This is a genomic window from Oceanobacillus sp. FSL K6-0127 (genome assembly GCF_037983385.1).
Taxonomy (GTDB): domain Bacteria; phylum Bacillota; class Bacilli; order Bacillales; family Amphibacillaceae; genus Oceanobacillus; species Oceanobacillus profundus.
Map to the genome: position 1 here is coordinate 4,004,373 of NZ_CP150287.1, position 18,725 is coordinate 4,023,097.

General features: G+C 36.2%; 18 protein-coding genes. 9 read left to right on the forward strand and 9 right to left on the reverse strand.

The genetic code is table 11. From position 1 onward, the window contains the following. The first annotated feature begins 412 nt into the window (after nt 1–412). The gene (locus MHH64_RS19565; protein WP_340003292.1) at nt 413–613 is read left to right on the forward strand and encodes an alpha/beta-type small acid-soluble spore protein; all 201 of its coding nucleotides are present in this window, start codon (nt 413–415) and stop codon (nt 611–613) included. Nucleotides 614–671: 58 nt separating this feature from the next. Here the strand turns inward: MHH64_RS19565 and MHH64_RS19570 are convergent, their stop codons facing one another. From MHH64_RS19570 to MHH64_RS19580, 3 genes are all read right to left on the reverse strand, one after another. Next, nucleotides 672–857 carry a gamma-type small acid-soluble spore protein gene (locus MHH64_RS19570; RefSeq protein WP_118890238.1) on the reverse strand — a complete coding sequence of 62 codons (186 nt, stop codon included), beginning with the start codon at nt 855–857 and terminating at the stop codon, nt 672–674. Between the two features lie 288 nt (nt 858–1,145). Then, a complete protein-coding gene (locus tag MHH64_RS19575; RefSeq protein ID WP_340002266.1) occupies nt 1,146–2,582 on the reverse strand; it encodes an SLC13 family permease in 1,437 nt (478 codons plus the stop codon). 8 nt (nt 2,583–2,590) lie between these two features. After that, nucleotides 2,591–3,778 (reverse strand): glycerate kinase, encoded by a 1,188-nt coding sequence (locus tag MHH64_RS19580; protein ID WP_251661189.1) that lies wholly within the window; start codon nt 3,776–3,778, stop codon nt 2,591–2,593. Nucleotides 3,779–4,210: 432 nt separating this feature from the next. Here MHH64_RS19580 and MHH64_RS19585 point away from each other — a divergent pair, with 432 nt between their 5' ends. Next, nucleotides 4,211–5,071, forward strand: a complete 861-nt coding sequence (locus MHH64_RS19585) for a carbonic anhydrase family protein (RefSeq protein ID WP_340002267.1) — start codon at nt 4,211–4,213, stop codon at nt 5,069–5,071. A gap of 380 nt (nt 5,072–5,451) precedes the next feature. Here the strand turns inward: MHH64_RS19585 and MHH64_RS19590 are convergent, their stop codons facing one another. Continuing rightward, entirely contained in the window at nt 5,452–6,375 is a 924-nt protein-coding gene (locus tag MHH64_RS19590; RefSeq protein WP_340002268.1) for an LCP family protein, read from the reverse strand. A 99-nt stretch (nt 6,376–6,474) separates the two neighbouring features. Next, nucleotides 6,475–6,927, reverse strand: a complete 453-nt coding sequence (locus tag MHH64_RS19595; protein ID WP_340002269.1) for a VanZ family protein — start codon at nt 6,925–6,927, stop codon at nt 6,475–6,477. Nucleotides 6,928–7,347: 420 nt separating this feature from the next. On the opposite strand from MHH64_RS19595, the gene MHH64_RS19600 reads away from it, so the two are divergent. Continuing rightward, nucleotides 7,348–8,601: a YeeE/YedE family protein gene (locus tag MHH64_RS19600; RefSeq protein WP_340002270.1), complete on the forward strand. Its 1,254-nt coding sequence runs from the start codon at nt 7,348–7,350 to the stop codon at nt 8,599–8,601. A gap of 210 nt (nt 8,602–8,811) precedes the next feature. Here the strand turns inward: MHH64_RS19600 and MHH64_RS19605 are convergent, their stop codons facing one another. Further along, nucleotides 8,812–9,663 carry a MurR/RpiR family transcriptional regulator gene (locus tag MHH64_RS19605; protein WP_340002271.1) on the reverse strand — a complete coding sequence of 284 codons (852 nt, stop codon included), beginning with the start codon at nt 9,661–9,663 and terminating at the stop codon, nt 8,812–8,814. Between the two features lie 407 nt (nt 9,664–10,070). Here MHH64_RS19605 and MHH64_RS19610 point away from each other — a divergent pair, with 407 nt between their 5' ends. Genes MHH64_RS19610 through MHH64_RS19630 form a run of 5 tightly spaced genes read left to right on the forward strand, consistent with a single transcriptional unit; the run spans nt 10,071 to nt 13,918 of the window. Next, entirely contained in the window at nt 10,071–10,493 is a 423-nt protein-coding gene (locus MHH64_RS19610; RefSeq protein WP_340002272.1) for a PTS sugar transporter subunit IIA, read from the forward strand. Nucleotides 10,494–10,550: 57 nt separating this feature from the next. Next, nucleotides 10,551–11,060 carry a PTS sugar transporter subunit IIB gene (locus MHH64_RS19615; RefSeq protein WP_340002273.1) on the forward strand — a complete coding sequence of 170 codons (510 nt, stop codon included), beginning with the start codon at nt 10,551–10,553 and terminating at the stop codon, nt 11,058–11,060. Nucleotides 11,061–11,078: 18 nt separating this feature from the next. After that, nucleotides 11,079–11,831, forward strand: a complete 753-nt coding sequence (locus MHH64_RS19620) for a PTS sugar transporter subunit IIC (protein ID WP_340002274.1) — start codon at nt 11,079–11,081, stop codon at nt 11,829–11,831. A 2-nt stretch (nt 11,832–11,833) separates the two neighbouring features. Continuing rightward, nucleotides 11,834–12,694: a PTS system mannose/fructose/sorbose family transporter subunit IID gene (locus MHH64_RS19625; protein ID WP_340002275.1), complete on the forward strand. Its 861-nt coding sequence runs from the start codon at nt 11,834–11,836 to the stop codon at nt 12,692–12,694. Between the two features lie 30 nt (nt 12,695–12,724). Next, nucleotides 12,725–13,918 carry a M20 family metallopeptidase gene (locus MHH64_RS19630; protein ID WP_340002276.1) on the forward strand — a complete coding sequence of 398 codons (1,194 nt, stop codon included), beginning with the start codon at nt 12,725–12,727 and terminating at the stop codon, nt 13,916–13,918. A gap of 722 nt (nt 13,919–14,640) precedes the next feature. On the opposite strand, the gene MHH64_RS19635 is transcribed toward MHH64_RS19630, so the two are convergent. Further along, entirely contained in the window at nt 14,641–15,240 is a 600-nt protein-coding gene (locus MHH64_RS19635) for a hypothetical protein (RefSeq protein ID WP_340002277.1), read from the reverse strand. A 305-nt stretch (nt 15,241–15,545) separates the two neighbouring features. Here MHH64_RS19635 and MHH64_RS19640 point away from each other — a divergent pair, with 305 nt between their 5' ends. Next, on the forward strand, nt 15,546–16,088 hold the full coding sequence (locus MHH64_RS19640) for an NAD(P)H-dependent oxidoreductase (protein ID WP_340002278.1): 543 nt from the start codon (nt 15,546–15,548) through the stop codon (nt 16,086–16,088). Between the two features lie 679 nt (nt 16,089–16,767). Here MHH64_RS19640 and fba read toward each other — a convergent pair. After that, nucleotides 16,768–17,625, reverse strand: coding sequence for a class II fructose-1,6-bisphosphate aldolase (fba, locus tag MHH64_RS19645; RefSeq protein WP_340002279.1), 858 nt, complete (start codon nt 17,623–17,625; stop codon nt 16,768–16,770). 184 nt (nt 17,626–17,809) lie between these two features. Next, a complete protein-coding gene (gene lsrF, locus MHH64_RS19650) occupies nt 17,810–18,709 on the reverse strand; it encodes a 3-hydroxy-5-phosphonooxypentane-2,4-dione thiolase (protein ID WP_340002280.1) in 900 nt (299 codons plus the stop codon). Nucleotides 18,710–18,725 lie beyond the last annotated feature (16 nt).

The window sequence follows — 18,725 nt, forward strand, 5'->3', positions numbered from 1 at the left end:
TTTTATGCTTCGTTTTTAACATTTCACATAGTTCTTATAAAAAAACTTTGTGCTTCAAAGTAAATATTACCTGCCAACCAGTCACTACTTGCGGGTACTATTCGATTTGTATTAATTGTTGTGTCTGTAATTACATCCCTTATACCTATTTAGCATAATACTTTTAAAAAGACATCCTGCATCATTCTTTTATGACTTGCATCACAAAAAGAGAATAATATCTTTTCCATTTTTTTCATCCCTCCAATGTATTCATTACTCTCTATACTAATCGCATCACAGTTGAAATTACTGGTAAACTTTTAAAATATAACATATATACCCGGATAAACTTAAAATTTTCGGAAATTATATTCATGAGGAGGTGTTTTGCGTGGGAAATAAAAACCTCAGTCAGTTCAAAGGTAGTGTCATGAAAGCCAATGGGTATATCGTGGATAATAATAACCCGGATTATGTAAAATATGAAGTTGCTAAAGAACAAGGCATCGCTTTGGAAAAAGGAAATAATGGAGACCTTACCTCCAGACAAGCAGGAAAAGTTGGAGGGTCAATTGGTGGCAGTATGGTTAAAGAAATGATTAACATAGCCAAAGAACAGATGAAAAAATAACTATAATTCTCCCCTGCTGCTTCTAACGCACGAACCAGCAGGGATCGTCGTTTTATTATCATTTTTGATTCTTTTTCCGAACCTGTTCTGTATTCGTGTCGCTATAAATTGCCGTTCCGTGGCCACCAGTAGTCCTAGCGATGTATTCCTTTGCTTCGTTATATGACATGCCGGATTGTTCATTTGACTGTTTAACAGCTGCAATATTTGTGCCAGCTGCTGTATACTTTTTACTTCTTTCCATAAAATCACCTCTCTCTTGGTGAACTTAGTTTCCCCAGAAATGCTTTATTCAAATAGACAATTCTTTCCTTCCACTCACCCTAAAATGTAAAAATACTATTTTATTACACATGAGTAAGCAATCTATTTGATTTATGTATTCGATTTTTTATTTTTACATGAGGGATCGAATGGATAAGAACGGAGGAATAACTCGTTGAGTTGTAGCAGAGGGCAATGCCTCTTATAAAAATGAATATCCTTACAGGCAACAGACCCTCAAAGGTAACGCTGCCTGTTAAAGATACTTTCATAGCCCCATCCCCACCCATTGCCAATACGAAAAATAGAATAACATCATAAGAAGTATATAGAGAGGCATTAATAAAGCACTCATCTTTAATAGATTACTAGCATCATAGGATATGTCGCCTTCCTCATAAAAAAACAGCAATGCTTTTGAACTAACCGGAAATGTAACACAATAGTTCATCCCAACTAAACTTAAGAAAACAACTGCAACAGGATTAACTCCTATTGTTTCACTAAACATTAATAAACTTGGAATAAAGATAATCGCTCGTGTCGTATGAGAAGTAATATACAAATGACTCGTTACGGTCACAACCAAGATAATGAAAACAATGAGCCAATCTGGTGCTCCTACAAACAAATGCAGCACATGCAGCATTTCGTTTTCAATCCAGTGGACTACACCTGTATCGACTAACACTTTTCCTAGCGCAGTTGCAGCAGCAACAAATAAAATCAAATTCCAGGATACCGCCGCTAGTCCTTCTTTCCAACGAATGATTCCGTATTTCGGTATCATGACCAGGATGGCACCTATCATCGTAATAAATGCTATATCATAGCCATGGATCGTTTCTGTCATCCAGCCTGCAATTAAAAATGAAATCAAAATCAGTGTCTTCTTCTCAGCCCCATATAACTGATTTCTTTGCATTGTTTTTTCTTCTGGTTTTACATCCATCTCCGTCGTTTCACCTTTTGGCCACAAGCACCATTTAATAATAAAAAATGAAACAAGCGTAACAACGAGGGCAAATGGCACTCCCCATAGAAACCATTTTAAATAGGAAATGGTTTGACCAGATGTACTTTCCAGTAAAGAGACTCCGATTAAATGAGAGCCTGCACCTATTAATGTTGCTGACGTGCTCATTAATATAAGTACAGGTGTGATAATAGCCAATACGCGTTGTTCTTTCGTTGAAAGCTTTTCACCTAGCTGATTCACAATCGGTCTGGATAATGCAGCCCGACCTGAGGTAGATGGAATGAAAAATGCAGATGCAAAGAAAACCGAGCCTATTCCAAAAAGCACACTGCTTTTTTTCGTTGACCTTCTGCATACAGAACAGGTTAATCGTTCTGCTAATCCAGATCGTTTCACTGCTTCACCGATAATAAAAGAACCAATCATTAACCATACTACCTTCTCAGATAGTGATTCGTATAACAATTCCGTACCTGCCGCATTCATCATGATGATAAACATAATAAGTGTAATCGCTACGAATCCCGCGGGTATTTTAGTTGTGATCCATAGCGTCATTGCTGATAAAAATGCGAATAATGCTATCTTTCCACTGAAGTCTAAATGACCAATGGATAGAGTCAGTGCTATTAGAAGGACATGTATGCTGATAATTACGACCGACTTCGTTGATAATTGGCTTACCCGTGATTTGATCCAATTCTGCTTATCTAATCGTTTCTCCATGCGCGACATCACTTTTGATTCATGCCTTTCCTTAGCAATTTTCTTTCACCAATTCCTAAGCCAATAGCAACTTGTCGCAGTACGGATTCTGTACTTTCCTCAATCCACTTTGGCGCCTTTTTTATCGCCTTTTCTAAAGTTGTTGGTTTTTGAATAATACTACTGTAAGCATCTATACCCGCACGATAGTTTAAATTTGCTCCTTTACCGATTGTTCCAGTAATCGCAATCACAGGGATGTTATTCTTTTTCGCAATTCGTGCAACCTCCGCTGGAATTTTTCCATTTGGAGTTTGAAAATCTAAACTCCCTTCTGCAGTGAATACGATATCAGCATTAGAAATTTTTTCCTCAATACTAATATAGTCCATAATAATATTAAAACGCGGATGTAATGTTGCACCGGTAAATGCAATTAATCCCGCACCTAACCCCCCTGAAGCACCGCTCCCTGGCAATGAACCTATCTCTATCCCAACTGATTCCTGAATTAACGCCGCATAATGCTCTAAAGAAGCTGATAACTTTTCTACTTGTAATGGGGTGGCCCCTTTTTGTGGACCGAAAACTCTGGCCACTCCTTTCTCGCCACATAAAATGTTTTGCCAATTACATGCAACATCGATAGTAACAGATTGTAAGCGCTTATCTAATTTCGCTAGATTAAGAGAATCCACCTCCAATAAATCCTTCCCACCGTTTATAGGAATTGATCGATGTTGCTTATCCAAAAACTGAACTCCTAAAGCTTGCGCCATTCCAGCACCACCATCAGACGTTCCAGAATCACCACAGCCGATTAAGATTCGATCAACACCTAAATCAAGAGCAGCTAATATTAACTCACCTACACCATAAGTAGTTGTTCTTAATGGATTTCGTTGATCACGAGGAACGAGCTTCAGCCCAGCAACTGCTGCCATTTCAATCACCGCAGTTCGTTTTCCATTCTCAACAAAAACGCCAAAATGGCTTAATATCTTCTGCCCAACAGGACCTGTAGCTTCTTCATATATTAATTCTCCATTTTTTAAATGAGTAATCGTCTTTGCAAATCCTTCTCCACCATCAATCATCGGAATAACTTCCAAATCAATAAACGGATCAAAGCGTCTTACCCCGCGTTCCATTGCTGAAGCCACTTCCTCAGAGCCCAAACACTCTTTAAACCCAGACGGTACAATAACGATTTTCATGATAACATTCCTCCATATGTTTTTATTACTAATCAATATACCGCTGAAAGATGAGAACATAATGAGAGAATGATGGGAAAATTATTATAAATTCGTTGTAATTGTATGATTAAGAATACGAAGATCCCAATTTTCTTAATTTTTTGGATTAAATCGCTGTCTCACTCGTCTTCTTTTGATTCAGGCCAGATGCAATTTATCGTTGATTCCCTTTTTCATCATTTTTCATCCGGGATACAAATCGATAACTAATTAATTAGTAGGAGGAATATTTCATATGTCGTTCTTTTATACTTATGAAATAATAGTCTGTTTTTACCGAAATATAGGATTCAAACAATTATTGAAAAATAACGCTTTATTGTTCTTCTATTCTTTAGTATATTGTTGGATGAACAAGAAGAAAATGGAAAAAGGAGAGTCCTATTAAGTATGAAGAAGAATTTCGTTTATCTTATTTTAGCTGTATCTTTAAGCTTTTTTATAGGAGCTTGCTCGGAACAAACTCCGGAAACAGCTGGGTCAAAAGAGGAAAAGACAAATAATGCCAATGAGGAACAAAACACTGGTATGAAAGAAATGGAATCAGAAAAGGCTATTACACATACTTCTCAGTGGTCTTATAACGGGAATACAGGTCCTGAACACTGGGGAAAACTGGACAATGCAAACTTAGCCTGTGCCAATGGAAGTGAACAATCACCCATTAATGTCGAATTCCCCCAAGTAAAAGCGAATAAAAAACAAGAGGAAATTCAGATTCAATATGAGCCAACAACATTTTCACTAGTAAACAACGGTCACACAGTTCAGGCAAATGCTGTAACAGAAAGCAGCAGCATTGTCATTGAAGAAAAGGACTACAAGCTCAATCAATTTCATTTTCATACTCCGAGTGAACATCAATTTAATGGCCAAAATTATGATATGGAGCTGCACCTAGTACATAACGATGCAAATGGCAATCTTGCCGTACTTGGATTAATGATTAAAGAAGGTAGAGAAAATGAAAATCTAGCATCTGTTTGGAATGCATTACCGAAGGAAGAAACGGAAAAAGATATTCCCGTAAAAGAACCGATTGATTTACAAGCACTGCTACCCCAAGATCAAACATCTTTCCATTATAACGGTTCGTTAACAACACCTCCTTGTACAGAAGAAGTGAAATGGATGATTTTTGAACAACCAATTGAAATGTCAAACGTACAAATTCAAGCATTCCAAGACATTTTTCCTGACAACCATCGTCCCGTTCAATCTTTAAATGAACGAGAAATTATTAAAAACTAGATAGATTTCATTTTTCCACACAAAAAAACATATCTATTAATCTCGGTACCCATTATCCACTTTCCGGACAATAAAACAGATAAGCTCGATAATTCGTTTAGAGTTAATCAAAAAAGTGTACGAAAAACTTTTGGTTAGGATTAATAAATGTATCTCTTGACATTCACGAGTTTGCAATGAATTCAGTATAAACACAACACTACATGGAGAAGTGGTATTGGTAGGCTTATTTACTAAGCAAGATCAAACTTTGCTATATAGCCTTTGGCCTCTACCACAGAGGCTCCATGTCAAGTTCCATTAGATTGAATATATATACTTTCATCCGGATAATATCGAATGCCAGTTCATACAAAAATCAAATGCCAAACACACATTTCCTAAACCTCTCCCTCAAGCATCCCTCGCACCTTCGCAATCTCTTCACCTGTTACAATCAAATAATAAATCCCGTCAATCGTCGTTCCGTCCCCTTGCAATTGATAACTAACAACATTATTTCTTGTATCTTTATAGCCAGATAAGAGCTTTTTCATATCGTCAAAATCCAGATTTGTTGCCATATTATTCCCTAGAATATCAATTGTACTGTTGATTTTTGTAACGGAACCTACAGAAGCACCTTTGTTAATAATGCCTTCGATTACTTGCCGTTGTCTGGATGTTCGTCCAAAGTCTCCGTTTGGATCTTGCTTCCGCATTCGGACGAAAGCCATTGTTTGGTCGCCGTCTAGTTCGACTGGGCCAACATTAAAATTATTTGTACCATCATTCCAAGCAATCTCATTATCTACTGTAATCGTCCCAAGCTCGTCTACTAATTCGGACAGTCCATCCATATTCATACGTACATAATAATCAAGCTCGATATCCAATAGATTCTCAACAGTCGCTATAGACATATCTGTACCACCAAATGCATGCGCGTGATTAATCTTATCCTCGGTTCCTTTTCCGACGATTGTTGTTCTCGTATCCCGCGGGATACTAATTAGCTGCATAGAATCGTCTGTTGGATCAAGTGATAGAACCATTAATGCGTCAGATCGACCGCTCGTTCCTTCTTGTGAATCAATTCCCAATAATAATATAGTAAGCTTTTCGGTTGCTTTCATTTTCTTTTTCGTTGCTTCCCGATCAATTGAATCTACGGGCTCATGCATTTTTTCGTTTACAGTTTTGGCAACGTTATTGTAAATGGAAATAGCATATGCTCCCACTCCAAGGACAATCACCCCGATAAGTATCAATGGAATTTTCAACCATAGTTTTCTAGATTTTTTCTGATTTGATTTTCTAGTCATTACCTGTTTCCCTCTTTCAGCATTCGATTAATTACGTTTATATCTAACTCTTGCAACATTCCTTACATTTACAAAACACATTGTCACCCGCCAAATCAATCACGTCTTGCGGACAATATTTATCAATCGACTTAACAACAGATAGCCAACTATGCCCACACTAGCTCCTGCGCTATCTATTAACACATCCTTCACCTGAGCTCCCCTGCCTGGAACAAATAGCTGGTGCACTTCATCTGAAATCGCGTATAGCACACAGATGAGTATCGCTAACCCGATTGTTTTGCCTCCAGTTCCTTTACTCATATTTAATGCATGAAGCACTAGCATTCCAAGGAAAAAATAAATGAAGAAGTGAGCGCTCTTTCTGATGATATGGTGGATGCTGCTAACATCTAAATCCTCATTTGGAACAACTTTTTCTATAAAGGCTAACACTATTTCTGTAACTCCTGTACTAAGTTCACTAGACGCTGCAGCAGCTTGATGTGATAAATGAAAAATTAACCCCATCCAGAGGATAACAGCTGCCCAGGAAAGGGTTTTTTGCATAGAAATCTTCCTTTGCTATTTATACGAATAACATTTTCAATTGCGAATAAAAATTTCAAGTAGAGACAATGGTCCCTCACTGAAATAATAAACTGCTTTTCGTGTATTAAGGGAGTAACATCCTATATATTATCAAATAAAAGAACAATTATGAAGCAGCGATTATACATGAATTAATTCAATTACAAAATACAATAGAATACCATATAGCCTGATTAGTTAGACTAGGCTAGATTGTACTCTGTACTCTTCTGCTTCTTTATGTATAAAAATGAAGCATCGCTATCACAGGAACGCTCCCCCGTCTAAATGTAATTTTAACTCTTATCCAACAATAATATCTTTACAAACACCATTATTTCTTATAAACTTTAATACACATAAACCCTATTAACTTAATAGGAATAAGGAGGTTTTTTCTTGGAACAGCAGGTAGCTGAATCATCAAAGACATGGATTAAACATCCCACAACCGTTATTAAAGAACTACAGCCTGTCCAAAAACCATTTTTAACACTCGGAGTTATTGCTTCCGTTATCTTATTTATTGCGATCGTTAGCACAACGGATATGGTGCAAGGAGTGCTTTATTTAATAGGTATTGCATTAGGCGTTACGTTATTACAAGCTCGTTTTGGCTTTACATCAGCTTTCAGACGGCTTATGTCCGTTGGAAATACACAGGGGCTCCAGGCGCATATGCTGATGCTCATGGTTGCAACAACATTATTTGCCGTCATTCTTAGTACTGGTTTTTCATTTACTGGTGCCGATCCCGCAGGATATGTTTCTCCTGTAGGAATGAGCGTCATTTTTGGATCGTTTCTATTTGGTATTGGCATGCAGCTCGGAAACGGCTGTGCCTCTGGAACACTTTATAACCTCGGTGGTGGTTCCAGTTCGATGATCCTTACGCTGATAGCATTTATCATCGGATCAACAGTTGGCGCACTTCATTTCCCATTCTGGATGAGCACACCGTCACTTGAACCATTCTCCCTTGCTACATCAACAAGCCTGGGATATGGTGGGGCTTGGATCGTACAAATAATTATGTTTGTTGTGATTTACTTTATTCTCGCTCAATTTGCAAAGAGAAAGAATCCTCCAAGAATGAAGCCACTCGTGACAACAAGCGGATGGAAGAAAATCTTTAGAGGAGCATGGCCGTTATTTGTTGCTGGAATAATTCTAGCAATCTTAAACGCTCTGACACTAGCAGTCCGTGGTCAGCCATGGGGAATAACATCCGCCTTTGCTTTATGGGGAGGAAAAACGCTTGATTCTGTCGGTGTCGATGTTGCTTCATGGGGATATTTCCAAGGGGAAAACGGCATGGCATTAAGCCAAACCGTTCTAGCTGACTCCACAAGTGTGATGAACTTTGGCGTTATCTTAGGAGCATTCATTGCTGCGACTGCGCAAGGTAACTTCAAACCTAAAAAACTAAAAGTCGGCCCAGCCAGCGCCTCTATTGTTGGCGGATTATTAATGGGATATGGCGCACGTCTTGCCTTTGGTTGTAATATTGGTGCTTATTTTGGCGGTATTGCATCATTTAGTTTACACGGTTGGGTATGGATGGTTATGGCAATGCTTGGCACAGGAGTTGCTTTGTTTATTAGGCCGTTGTTTGGTCTTAATAACCCGAAGAAGAATGATTTGTTCTGTTAGGGAAAACCTCGTCCGTTTTTGGGCGAGGTTTTTTGATAATTATAAACAGGTATTGGAGGTCTATGGGAACAAAATGTGGTCCTCCAATACTCATTGATTTTCTCAGTGCTTTAGGTAACAAAGGAACTTATCTCCAATCAATTTTTTCAAGTAAATTTCTTCAGGATGTTTTCTTACTTAAATTAGTCAATTGCACTAGATTAAGGGTTATTATAAATGTTTTAAGCTCACACTTTCCCTCATTTTTTGTAATGCACATCGCCCCAATTCTTTTCTCAAAATCATAACATTTGTATAAAGCGCATCAATTATAGATAATTGAGCAATTCTAGAAGATAGTACTTCTAATCGAAAGTCCGTTTCATCAGCAACCGTATATAGAGCAATATCTGCTCTCTCCGCTAAATATGATTTTGCAAAATTGGTAATGGCTAGAATAGGGACTTTGTTGTTTTTTAACACCTGTGAAATGTCTAATAAGTCTTTTGTTGAACCACTAAGTGATATAAGCACAGCAAGATCTTTATCTTTCATCTGAGAGGCAGACATAATCTGAAGATGGGAATCCAAATCAGCATTGGCATTAATTCCACTTCTTATAAACTTGTGATACGCATCTAGGGCTACAATGGCTGACCCTCCAGATCCGAAAAAATGCACTCTATCTGCTTTCATTATAGCATTGACTGCTTTTATAATAAGATTTTCATCCTGGATTTGAAGTGTGTCTTCGATTGTTTTAATATTGGAACGAAAAATTTTTTCAGAAATTACTCCAACACTATCCTTCTCTTCTATTTTTTCGTTGATATTATCTATAGGGGCAACAACCTCTGCTGCAAGGGCAATTTTCATAGATTGAAAACCTTTAAAACCAATTCGTTTACAAAATCGAAAAACTGTGGAGTCTGCTATACTTAGTTTCTCTGAGATTTGGTTTATTGTATAATGAATAACTTTATCAGGATATTTTAATATAAAATCAGCAATTAAGCGTTCTTTATCACTAAAGTGACCATAATTGTTACGAATACTTACTAAACAGTGTTGGGTATTATTCAACGTACATTACCTCCTAAAAATATAATTTTTAACTGAAACATTTAATATAAAAGATTTCAAAAGTACACCTCTTAAGCCTTCTCTTTACAACTATTTATCAAAGAATTAAAAACGGTTATAAAAGTACAATCCATATTTTTACACCTTATAAACAGGATTATATGTAGTTTCCTAATCTTGATATTCCTCTCTTTAAGATAAATCATCGAAAAATTTTTTACGAAAACGCGAATAAAAGAAAAAATATTCTATATATTGGATTAAGCAGTTTTAAGGGCCTTCCAAGTTACTAACAAAATTAATTGTTCTTAACAGATTATTATTGTAAACGTTTACAAATTAAATTTTTTACTTACAAAACCCAACTATAAATATTAACCTAAGAAACCTTAAAAGGAGGAGTAATTTTGTCAAACGAATCTTATCAAAGTGAAATTTTATTATTAACTCACGGGGGGTGGGGAGAAACACTTATAGATAAATTAACTATGATAATTGGTCAAATAAAAGGAGTAAGTGAAATAGCTCTAAATCCTTCTGATACACCAGAGGACTTCTTGAAAAAGGTAGAGCAAAAGATTAAAAAAATGCCAGCTAATTCTTTAATTATCACTGATATCGCTGGCGGTACAACGTCAAATGCTGCATTAAAGTTAAGTCAGAAATATAAAATTCATATATTATCCGGATTAAGCGCAATAATGTTGATTGAAGCCATTATAAGACAAAATCGACCTTTCACAGATGAAAGTATAAAAGAAATTAATGAGGCTGCAATTATGAACTGCCAACATTTGAAAGTACTAGCACCTGACCCAGATCAAGTATAAATATAATTTATATATGTTTTACCAAAATAGCAAAAAACTACCTAGGAGGAGATTTTAATGGCTCAAATAGAATTGGTAAGAGTAGACTTTCGCTTAATACACGGTCAAGTAATTACTAAATGGGTGCGCCAAACTTTTGCAAATCGTATTGTGATTATAGATGATAATTTAGCTAAAGATGAATTTATGAGAAGCATATATGTAATGGCAGCCCCATCAAATATAGAGGTAAATGTTTATTCGGTTGAATCTGCAATAAACAATTGGGTAGAAAACGAGATGGGACATGGGAAATTATTCATTTTGTTTAAAGATGTTGAAACAGCCTTTAAAACTATAAAGGGAGGAGTTCCAATTAAGGATTTACAAATTGGTGGTTTAGGGGCTGGTCCAGGAAGAAAGGCTATATTTGGACCAATTACATTAAACGAAGAAGACGCTAATTTGTTAAGAGAATTAGATCAAGAAAATAATTGCCATGTATATTTGCATCAAGTACCAGATGAACCAAAAATGGAATTAAAAAAGGCTTTAGAAAAATTGGATTCTCTAAAAAATAAAAATTAGGGAAGAGGTGCACCACCAATGAATTTATTAGTAGCGGCATTATGCGGCATTTTATATTTCATAGGTACTAGTCGTCTTGGTTATGGTTTATCACAAGCAACAGGTTCACCTATTTTTTATGGTTTAATTCTAGGGTTGGTCTATGGCGAGGTTGAAAAAGGCCTGATCATTGGTGCTACAATACAGCTAATTTATATTGGTATTATTTTTACAGGAGGCAATATGCCTGCCGATCAATCACTCGCAGGAATAATCGCTATCCCGATTGCTTTACAGACCGGTATGAATGTAGAAGTTGCTGTCGGACTCTCAGTTCCTTTTGGTATTCTAGGAATATTTATTGACCAACTAAGAAGAATTTCAAATTCTTACTGGGTATCAAAAGCGGAGAAGTATGCACAAGTTATGGATACAAGGAAAATTTTCCATTGCGCAATTACGTATCCAACCATAACTATATTTCTATTAACGTTTACTCCTGTTTTCGTTATTACCTTATTTGGTGCTAATGCTGTTACAAGTATAATGAACATTTTACCCCAAGGGATAATAGATGGTTTTAGCGTTGCAGGTGGGATACTTCCAGCTCTAGGGTTTGCCATTATTATAATGGTTATAGGAAAAAGAGAGATAATGCCTTATTTCTTTATTGGATTCTTTTTAGTCGCTTATCTAAAAGTTGACGTTATGGCAGCAGCAGCATTTGGTTTCTGTGTCGCAGCTCTCACCATGTTTAATTCAATTAAACAGAAGCAGAAGGAGGTTAATTAATAATGTCTTCTAATTTAGATGAAATACAAAAGCAACGCGAATTAACTAATAGAGATTTAATGAAGACCTATGCAAGATGGTATTTATCAGTAGAAGTTAGTAATTCTTATGAGCGTTTACAAGCATTGGCATTTTGCAATGCTCTATCTGGGAGCTTAAAAAAGTTATATAAAGATGATGATCAAGGATATAGAGAAGCTTTAATACGACATTTGCAGTTTTATAATTCTGAAGGAACTTTTGGTGCCGTTATACATGGTGTCGTTTTATCAATGGAGGAAGAAAAAGCAAAAAGCAAAGATTCTTCAGATTCGCTTTCTGAAGAAGTTATTACAGGATTTAAAACAGGTTTAATGGGACCAATTGCTGGTATTGGAGATACATTAATTTGGGGAACCTTAAAGCCTATTATTCTAGCTCTAGCTTCTTCTTTAGCATTAAGTGGACTATTTATCGGAGGTATTGTGCCGTTTTTATTCCCCTTAGCAGTTATACTAATAGGATACGGTATGATGAAATCTGGATATTTATTAGGAAAAGACTCTGTTACAAAGTTAATGAAATCCGGATTAATCAACAATCTTATTAACAGTGCTAGTATTTTAGGATTGTTTATGATGGGAGCACTTTCATCAACTTATATAAAAGTTTCCACTCCTTTAGAGTTCACTTTTAAAAATGCTGAGCCAATTGTTATTCAAGATATATTAGATCAAATTTTAGTAGGTATATTACCTCTTGCAGCTGTCTTTGGCATATATTTTTATTTTAAATTGAGAGGACAGTATTATAACAGGCTTATCATGTGGCTAATTGTTATTTCATTAATTACTGGGTTCTTTGGAATATTACAAGGCAGTTAAACATCAATAAATAAGTGAGAGGATTATTATATGGAAAAAGAAGCTATGAAACTACGATACGATGATTATTTGGATTCGAGACTTGATGAACTTTGGAAAATCGCACAATATGTTCATTCCAATCCCGAACTTGGGTTCAAAGAGGAAAAAGCTTATCGAATTCAATGTGATTTTCTAAGAAAAAATGGTTTTGTGGTAGAAGAGAACTTAGGTGGGCTCTCAACTGCTTATAAAGCAGTATATCAATATGAACCGGGGGAGCTAACTATAGCTGTGGTATCTGAATATGATGCTTTGCCTCAAATTGGTCATGCTTGTGGACATAATTTAATTTGCGCCACTGCTTTAGGTACAGCTGTTCAAATAAAAAAGTATATGGAAGAACAAAAAGTACCCGGAACATTAGTTGTAATGGGGACACCTGCCGAAGAGTTTGGAGGGGGCAAAATAAAATTACTCGAAAAAAATGCCTGGGATGGTATTGATGCTATTTTATTTATGCATCCAACTAGTGATACAACACGACTTGCGGGTGAATGTATGTCTTCTAAGAGAATAAAAATAAAATTCAAAGGGAAATCTGCACATGCCGCATCACATCCTAGTAAAGGTGTCAATGCCTTGAATGCCGCAAATTTATATTTTGTAGCAACGGGTTTATTACGACAGCATACAAAATCAGATTTTCGCCTATCAGGGATTATAGAGTCTGGTGGAGAAAGTACAGGTTTGATACCTGATATTGCTTCAATAGAAGGATCACTCAGCTGTTTCAAATTAAGTGATCTAGATGATTATACTGAACGTGTGAGGAAATGTGCTGAAGGCGCAGCTATTGCTACTGGTTGTGAGGTTAATATTGAATTTATTCCTGGTTATTTAGGAAGAGTTCCTAATAAAACATTATCTGAAGTTTGCCGAAATGAACTAATATCTATAAATGAGCCCGTTATGGATGGTATGCCTTATGACTATGGTGGAGAGGATTTAGGTAATGTTTCAAGAGTAATTCCAATTTGCAATCCTTATGTCACTATTTTCCCTGATTTTAAAATTTCAAATCACACCGAGCAATTTAGAGATCTCGCCAACTCCTCCTCCGGAAAAAGGTGTATACAAGTTAGCAGTAAGGCTATGGCGAGAACCGCAATGGAATTGTTTATGAACCCTGATATAGTGGATGAGGCTAAGAAAGAACTGCATGAACGTATGCAAGATGAATAGGCATTTTGAGTTTCTAGGAGGCGGGGGTGTCTAACCCCCGCCCTCTCATACCACCGTAGTGTCAAGATACCAACTACCCTCCCCTATATAAGTCTTGATGCAAAACTACTTCTTTGAATTACTTATAAAAAAGATATCCAAATGTTTTTCGTAATGTATGTGTACCGTTTCCTTCAAGACTTATATGCGACTTCCCTGAAATGTAGCGGAAAGCCCTCATATCCTGCAATGTTTAAAGTATATAACCCATAAAGGGATTGCCTCTAAAAAAAGCAATCCCTTTAATAATATTTACTCTAGACATAAAACGCAATAGATTCTCTCCATCCTAAAATCTACCTCCCTAACTCCTCATTTAATGCCTCATAAGGCTGCTCCATCTTAATCAGGTGCATAATAAAAAGTCTTATTTTTTCTGGTTTCTTTTCCTTCTATTTCATGATCTTCAATATGATCAAGTGCATGACAATAGTTCGATTGGATATCACAAATTTCCTTTATATCTAGGTTTACTTTAACATTGTCTTCAGCGGATGTAATAATCTCCCTAAGGTTAGTTAAATATAAGATGAGTCATATTTCAACATGAAGTGGGAAAATGTAGCACCAGAGTTAGGTATTGCATGAAACTTCGGTAGCATGAAAGATTCTTAAGTAGAGATTAAAACTCCCTTTTAAAAAAAAAAAGACATTCGCCAGCTAAACTAGCAAATGCCTCACTCTTAAAGAATCAAAAAAATAACTCGATAAACAAAATAAAAACCAGCAACAAATAATACCGCTGTCTTCAAGTTGTTTTTTGCAACAAAGAAGTAAGAAATTAAAAATATGGATAAATGCAAAAATGTATACGCTAATGAACTAAACCATGAATAAATTGTAATGTCTACTAGCTCTAACGGGATGGATACGATTAATAAGATGGCTGGAACGACAAGTAGTGCTCCCAGCTTTTCAAAGAAAAAGTTTAAATCATATGTTTTACCATTTTTATTAGCGACATTTTTAAAAACAAACATCAATAATGCTAGTGCTGCCGCATAAGCAATAGTCCGTTCAAAATAATCGAAGTAATCACTGAATCCAAGGTAACGCAACGCATCTAGATATGCAAAAATGCCAACAATATTACTTAGTAAAATAAGACCAAGAAAAGCTATTAATGTAATAAGACCAAATTGCTGCTTGCTTTGCGTTTCATCTGAAAGAAGATGGTCTGGATCCTTTATGACTTGCACCACATATTGAAAGTAATTACCTAGCTTTCCTTCATTTTCATTATTCCCTTTCTTCTTCTCCAATACTTCATTTTGGTTTTCCATTTTCCTGTTCATCCCTCCAATGTATTTATTACTTATGATATATAAGTTTTAGGTAATTTTATATACAAAACAGGAAGAATGAATCGTTAGTACCTCACTTTTCTTTTTATGGGTACAAAGTATGTAACCAACTTATAGTAGTCTTTTTTATTATCGCAATGAATACATTACCAAACATAGTACTATTTTTGACTCATTCACACCTCTAACACAAACCTAAGAATAGAACCTTCCCTCCTCAAATGATAAACTCATACTATACTATATCCAATTGAAAGAATAATAATTGAAATGAGGTAACCATAATGAAACTTGTCGGCGTATCAGGAGCACTAGCTGGCGAAAAGACATCCATCGTTGTAAATGATGTTTTAGTCGCTGCTCAACATCTTGACTCAAACATACAGACAGAATTAGTCGACTTAAGGGACTATGAAATTGATTTATTTAATGGATCTCCATTAATAGCATATAACGAAGATACTTGGAATGTTGTTCAAAAGATTTTATCTGCCGATTTCCTCATATTTGGTACACCGATTTATCAAGCATCTATTTCAGGTGCATTAAAAAATTTGTTAGACCACTTACCGGAATATGCATTTAAACATAAAGTAACCGGCATGGTTGCAACTGGATGGTCAAACAGACATTTTCTTGTCATGGAATACCATTTAAGATCAATCTTATCTTACTTCAAAGGTTTAGTTCCAACAGGTAATGTCTTTGTCCACAATAACTCTTTTAATGAAGATAGTGATGCAATTATAGATGAACGTGTTTCGGAAAGGATTCAAGCACTGGCGGAAGAAATCGTTTATTTGCAGCATGGGATAAATAATAGGTAATTACAACGTGCCATGGCGAGAACATCGTACCATTTGATAGAGACCGGTTAAATTGCACGAATCGTTATTTAGCTCTAAAAAATCCTCAGCCTAATCTATAAGAGTAGCTGAGGATTTATCACACGTTTTATTTCGTTACACCGTGTACCATTTGTTTAAAAGCTTCATAATGGTTCAATTTCTTTCACTGCTTTCTTAATAGAGTCACCAATAAACTCATGTTCATTTTCTCGTTGCAACCATTTTTTTGTAGCAGCTATATTTCCCTATGAAATATTTTCCATTTTCCACTTGTAACTGAATCGATGAGAAATTACTCGTAGCTGCTTAGATGACATCCATTCCTTTTGAAAGCCCATTATTATTCTGTTGGAAAGACACTTCTAATTCCGTGAAGAAATCTGCAACTTCTTTTAATTTTAACCTTATTTAACAGAAGACAGTACACTTCTATCCCTGTAAAATGCAGTAACTGAAGAAGTATTATCTAGTATATTGGGCAAAAATAGAGTTGTTGGCGGATCAGTGGAATTTGGTGGATCTTGGAAAAGGCCTTCTTCTAAATTTACTAGGTTTGTACTGTTCGATATGATTTGCTCATTAATTATTATAAATTTCCTAAGTAAGCATCATAAATCCACACACTTATACAGGTGGAATATAGCTAACACTCACTTTATTAAGCCTTACCAGAAGAACCAAATAATCTAATCTTTTCTTTTACCATTTCTTTAACCGCCATTCTCCCTTCTCTTATATAACAAGTTGCATCATACATATCCCTATTTTCATTTAATAACTGGCGCACTCGCTTTGTGAAAGCAAGATGATTATCCGCATTAACATTAATTTTTGCAGTTCCCGATAATATAGCCTGTTGTATTTGTTCAGGATAAAGACCAGAAGCGCCATGTAATACTAATGGAATTTGAATAGACTCACTAATCTTCTTCATTTTCTTGAAATCAACTTTTGGTTCACCTTTATATGGTCCATGAGCAGATCCGAGTGCAGGAGCTAAACTATTAATTTTGGTTAGTGTAACCAACTGTATGCATTCATCTATGTCTGCGTACACAGGGGCATCAGAAACGATCTCGCCTTCTTTTCCACCAATACTCCCTAACTCAGCTTCTACTGTAACCCCTAGCTTATGTGCATAGTCAACGACCTCTTTCGTAGTCATGACATTTTCATAAAAAGGTAACTTTGAAGCATCAATCATCACGGAGGAAAATCCAGCTTGAATGGCAGATTTGCAATTTTCTAGGCTTGAGCCATGATCCAAGTGAAGAGCTATAGGGACAGTGATATCTTTCTCTCTTATAACGGAAATTACAAGTTCTTTGGCAACTGAAAAACCGCCAAAATAATCAATTGCTTCCTCGGTGACACCGAGAATAACAGGTGAATTTAACTCCTCAGCAGCTTCTAAAACCGATTGTATCCATTCTAAATTGTGAACATCAAAATGACCAACTGCATAATTTTCTTTTAAAGCCTTGTCCAGCATACCTTTTACAGATACTAACTCCATCTAAAATTACCTCCTAGTTACTATTCGCTATTAGAAAGCTTAGTTGTCACCACCACTTAGCTATCAGCCTGAGTTATAATTAACAGCAAGAAATTCTTTTTGCTTCTAACTATATGTTGCCAATTATATTAAAAGCACCATTGTTTAAGGCTTCTACTCTAAAATAGCAGAAGCCCCTATAGAATTATTTATTAACTTGTAGGTTTGCATTAGCTAAGTCAAGATAAAACGCATAAGCCTCTTTATCTGTAAATCCATCATGTACAACTTTATTAACTGCTTGAATCATCCCTTCCGGATACTCGGATTGAAAAATGTTTCTTCCCATATCTACCCCTGCAGCTCCACATTGAATAGAGTTATACGCAAGTGTAAGCGCATCCTTTTCAGGAACCTTTTTACCACCGGCAACGACTAATGGAACTGGGCAGGCTGCTACCACTTTTTCAAAATCATCGCAGTAGTATGTTTTTACAATTTGCGCACCAAACTCTGCTAACATTCTTGTTGCTAAAAGAAAGAAACGATTGGTACGCTCCATTTCTTTTCCAACAGCCACAACACCCAATGTCGGGATCGAATACCTAGAACCTAAGTTTACTGCTTTATTTAATGCTTCAATCGTTTCTTTTTGCCCCTCTGCACCGATAAAAGTCTGAATTGCAATTGCACTAGCATTCATTCTGATCGCATCTTCTATATCTACAACCATCGTTTCGTGACTTAAATCGTTTTGCAAAATACTCGATCCCGACGAGATTCTTAATGCAATTGATTTATTATAATTCGCTGGGACGCTCGTTCTGATTGCTCCCCTTGTTGCCATTAAACAATCCGCGTGCTTCGCTAATCTCGGAATCAACAAATCCAATCTTTCTAACCCTGAAGTAGGTCCCATGAAATATCCATGATCAAATGCCAGCATCACGGTTTTCCCTGTTTCCGGATTAAAAATTCTCGAAAGGCGATCCTTCATACCCCAATCTAAGTTAGAAGCTCCTCTCACATGGAAATCACCTGTATTAGCAAATGCTACATCCTGGGCAAATCGCTTTGCATCTTTATTGCCTTCCATATCCGCCATAAAATCACTCCTCAAA

Coding starts and splice junctions, on each gene's coding strand:
- MHH64_RS19585 (WP_340002267.1), top strand. CDS start 4,211: ATGAAGAAGAATTTCGTTTATCTTATTTTAGCTGTATCTTTAAGCTTT.
- MHH64_RS19620 (WP_340002274.1), top strand. CDS start 11,079: ATGAATTTATTAGTAGCGGCATTATGCGGCATTTTATATTTCATAGGT.
- MHH64_RS19565 (WP_340003292.1), top strand. CDS start 413: ATGAAAGCCAATGGGTATATCGTGGATAATAATAACCCGGATTATGTA.
- MHH64_RS19590 (WP_340002268.1), bottom strand. CDS start 6,375: ATGACTAGAAAATCAAATCAGAAAAAATCTAGAAAACTATGGTTGAAA.
- MHH64_RS19640 (WP_340002278.1), top strand. CDS start 15,546: ATGAAACTTGTCGGCGTATCAGGAGCACTAGCTGGCGAAAAGACATCC.
- lsrF (WP_340002280.1), bottom strand. CDS start 18,709: ATGGCGGATATGGAAGGCAATAAAGATGCAAAGCGATTTGCCCAGGAT.
- MHH64_RS19595 (WP_340002269.1), bottom strand. CDS start 6,927: ATGCAAAAAACCCTTTCCTGGGCAGCTGTTATCCTCTGGATGGGGTTA.
- fba (WP_340002279.1), bottom strand. CDS start 17,625: ATGGAGTTAGTATCTGTAAAAGGTATGCTGGACAAGGCTTTAAAAGAA.
- MHH64_RS19615 (WP_340002273.1), top strand. CDS start 10,551: ATGGCTCAAATAGAATTGGTAAGAGTAGACTTTCGCTTAATACACGGT.
- MHH64_RS19580 (WP_251661189.1), bottom strand. CDS start 3,778: ATGAAAATCGTTATTGTACCGTCTGGGTTTAAAGAGTGTTTGGGCTCT.
- MHH64_RS19575 (WP_340002266.1), bottom strand. CDS start 2,582: ATGGAGAAACGATTAGATAAGCAGAATTGGATCAAATCACGGGTAAGC.
- MHH64_RS19570 (WP_118890238.1), bottom strand. CDS start 857: ATGGAAAGAAGTAAAAAGTATACAGCAGCTGGCACAAATATTGCAGCT.
- MHH64_RS19625 (WP_340002275.1), top strand. CDS start 11,834: ATGTCTTCTAATTTAGATGAAATACAAAAGCAACGCGAATTAACTAAT.
- MHH64_RS19635 (WP_340002277.1), bottom strand. CDS start 15,240: ATGGAAAACCAAAATGAAGTATTGGAGAAGAAGAAAGGGAATAATGAA.
- MHH64_RS19630 (WP_340002276.1), top strand. CDS start 12,725: ATGGAAAAAGAAGCTATGAAACTACGATACGATGATTATTTGGATTCG.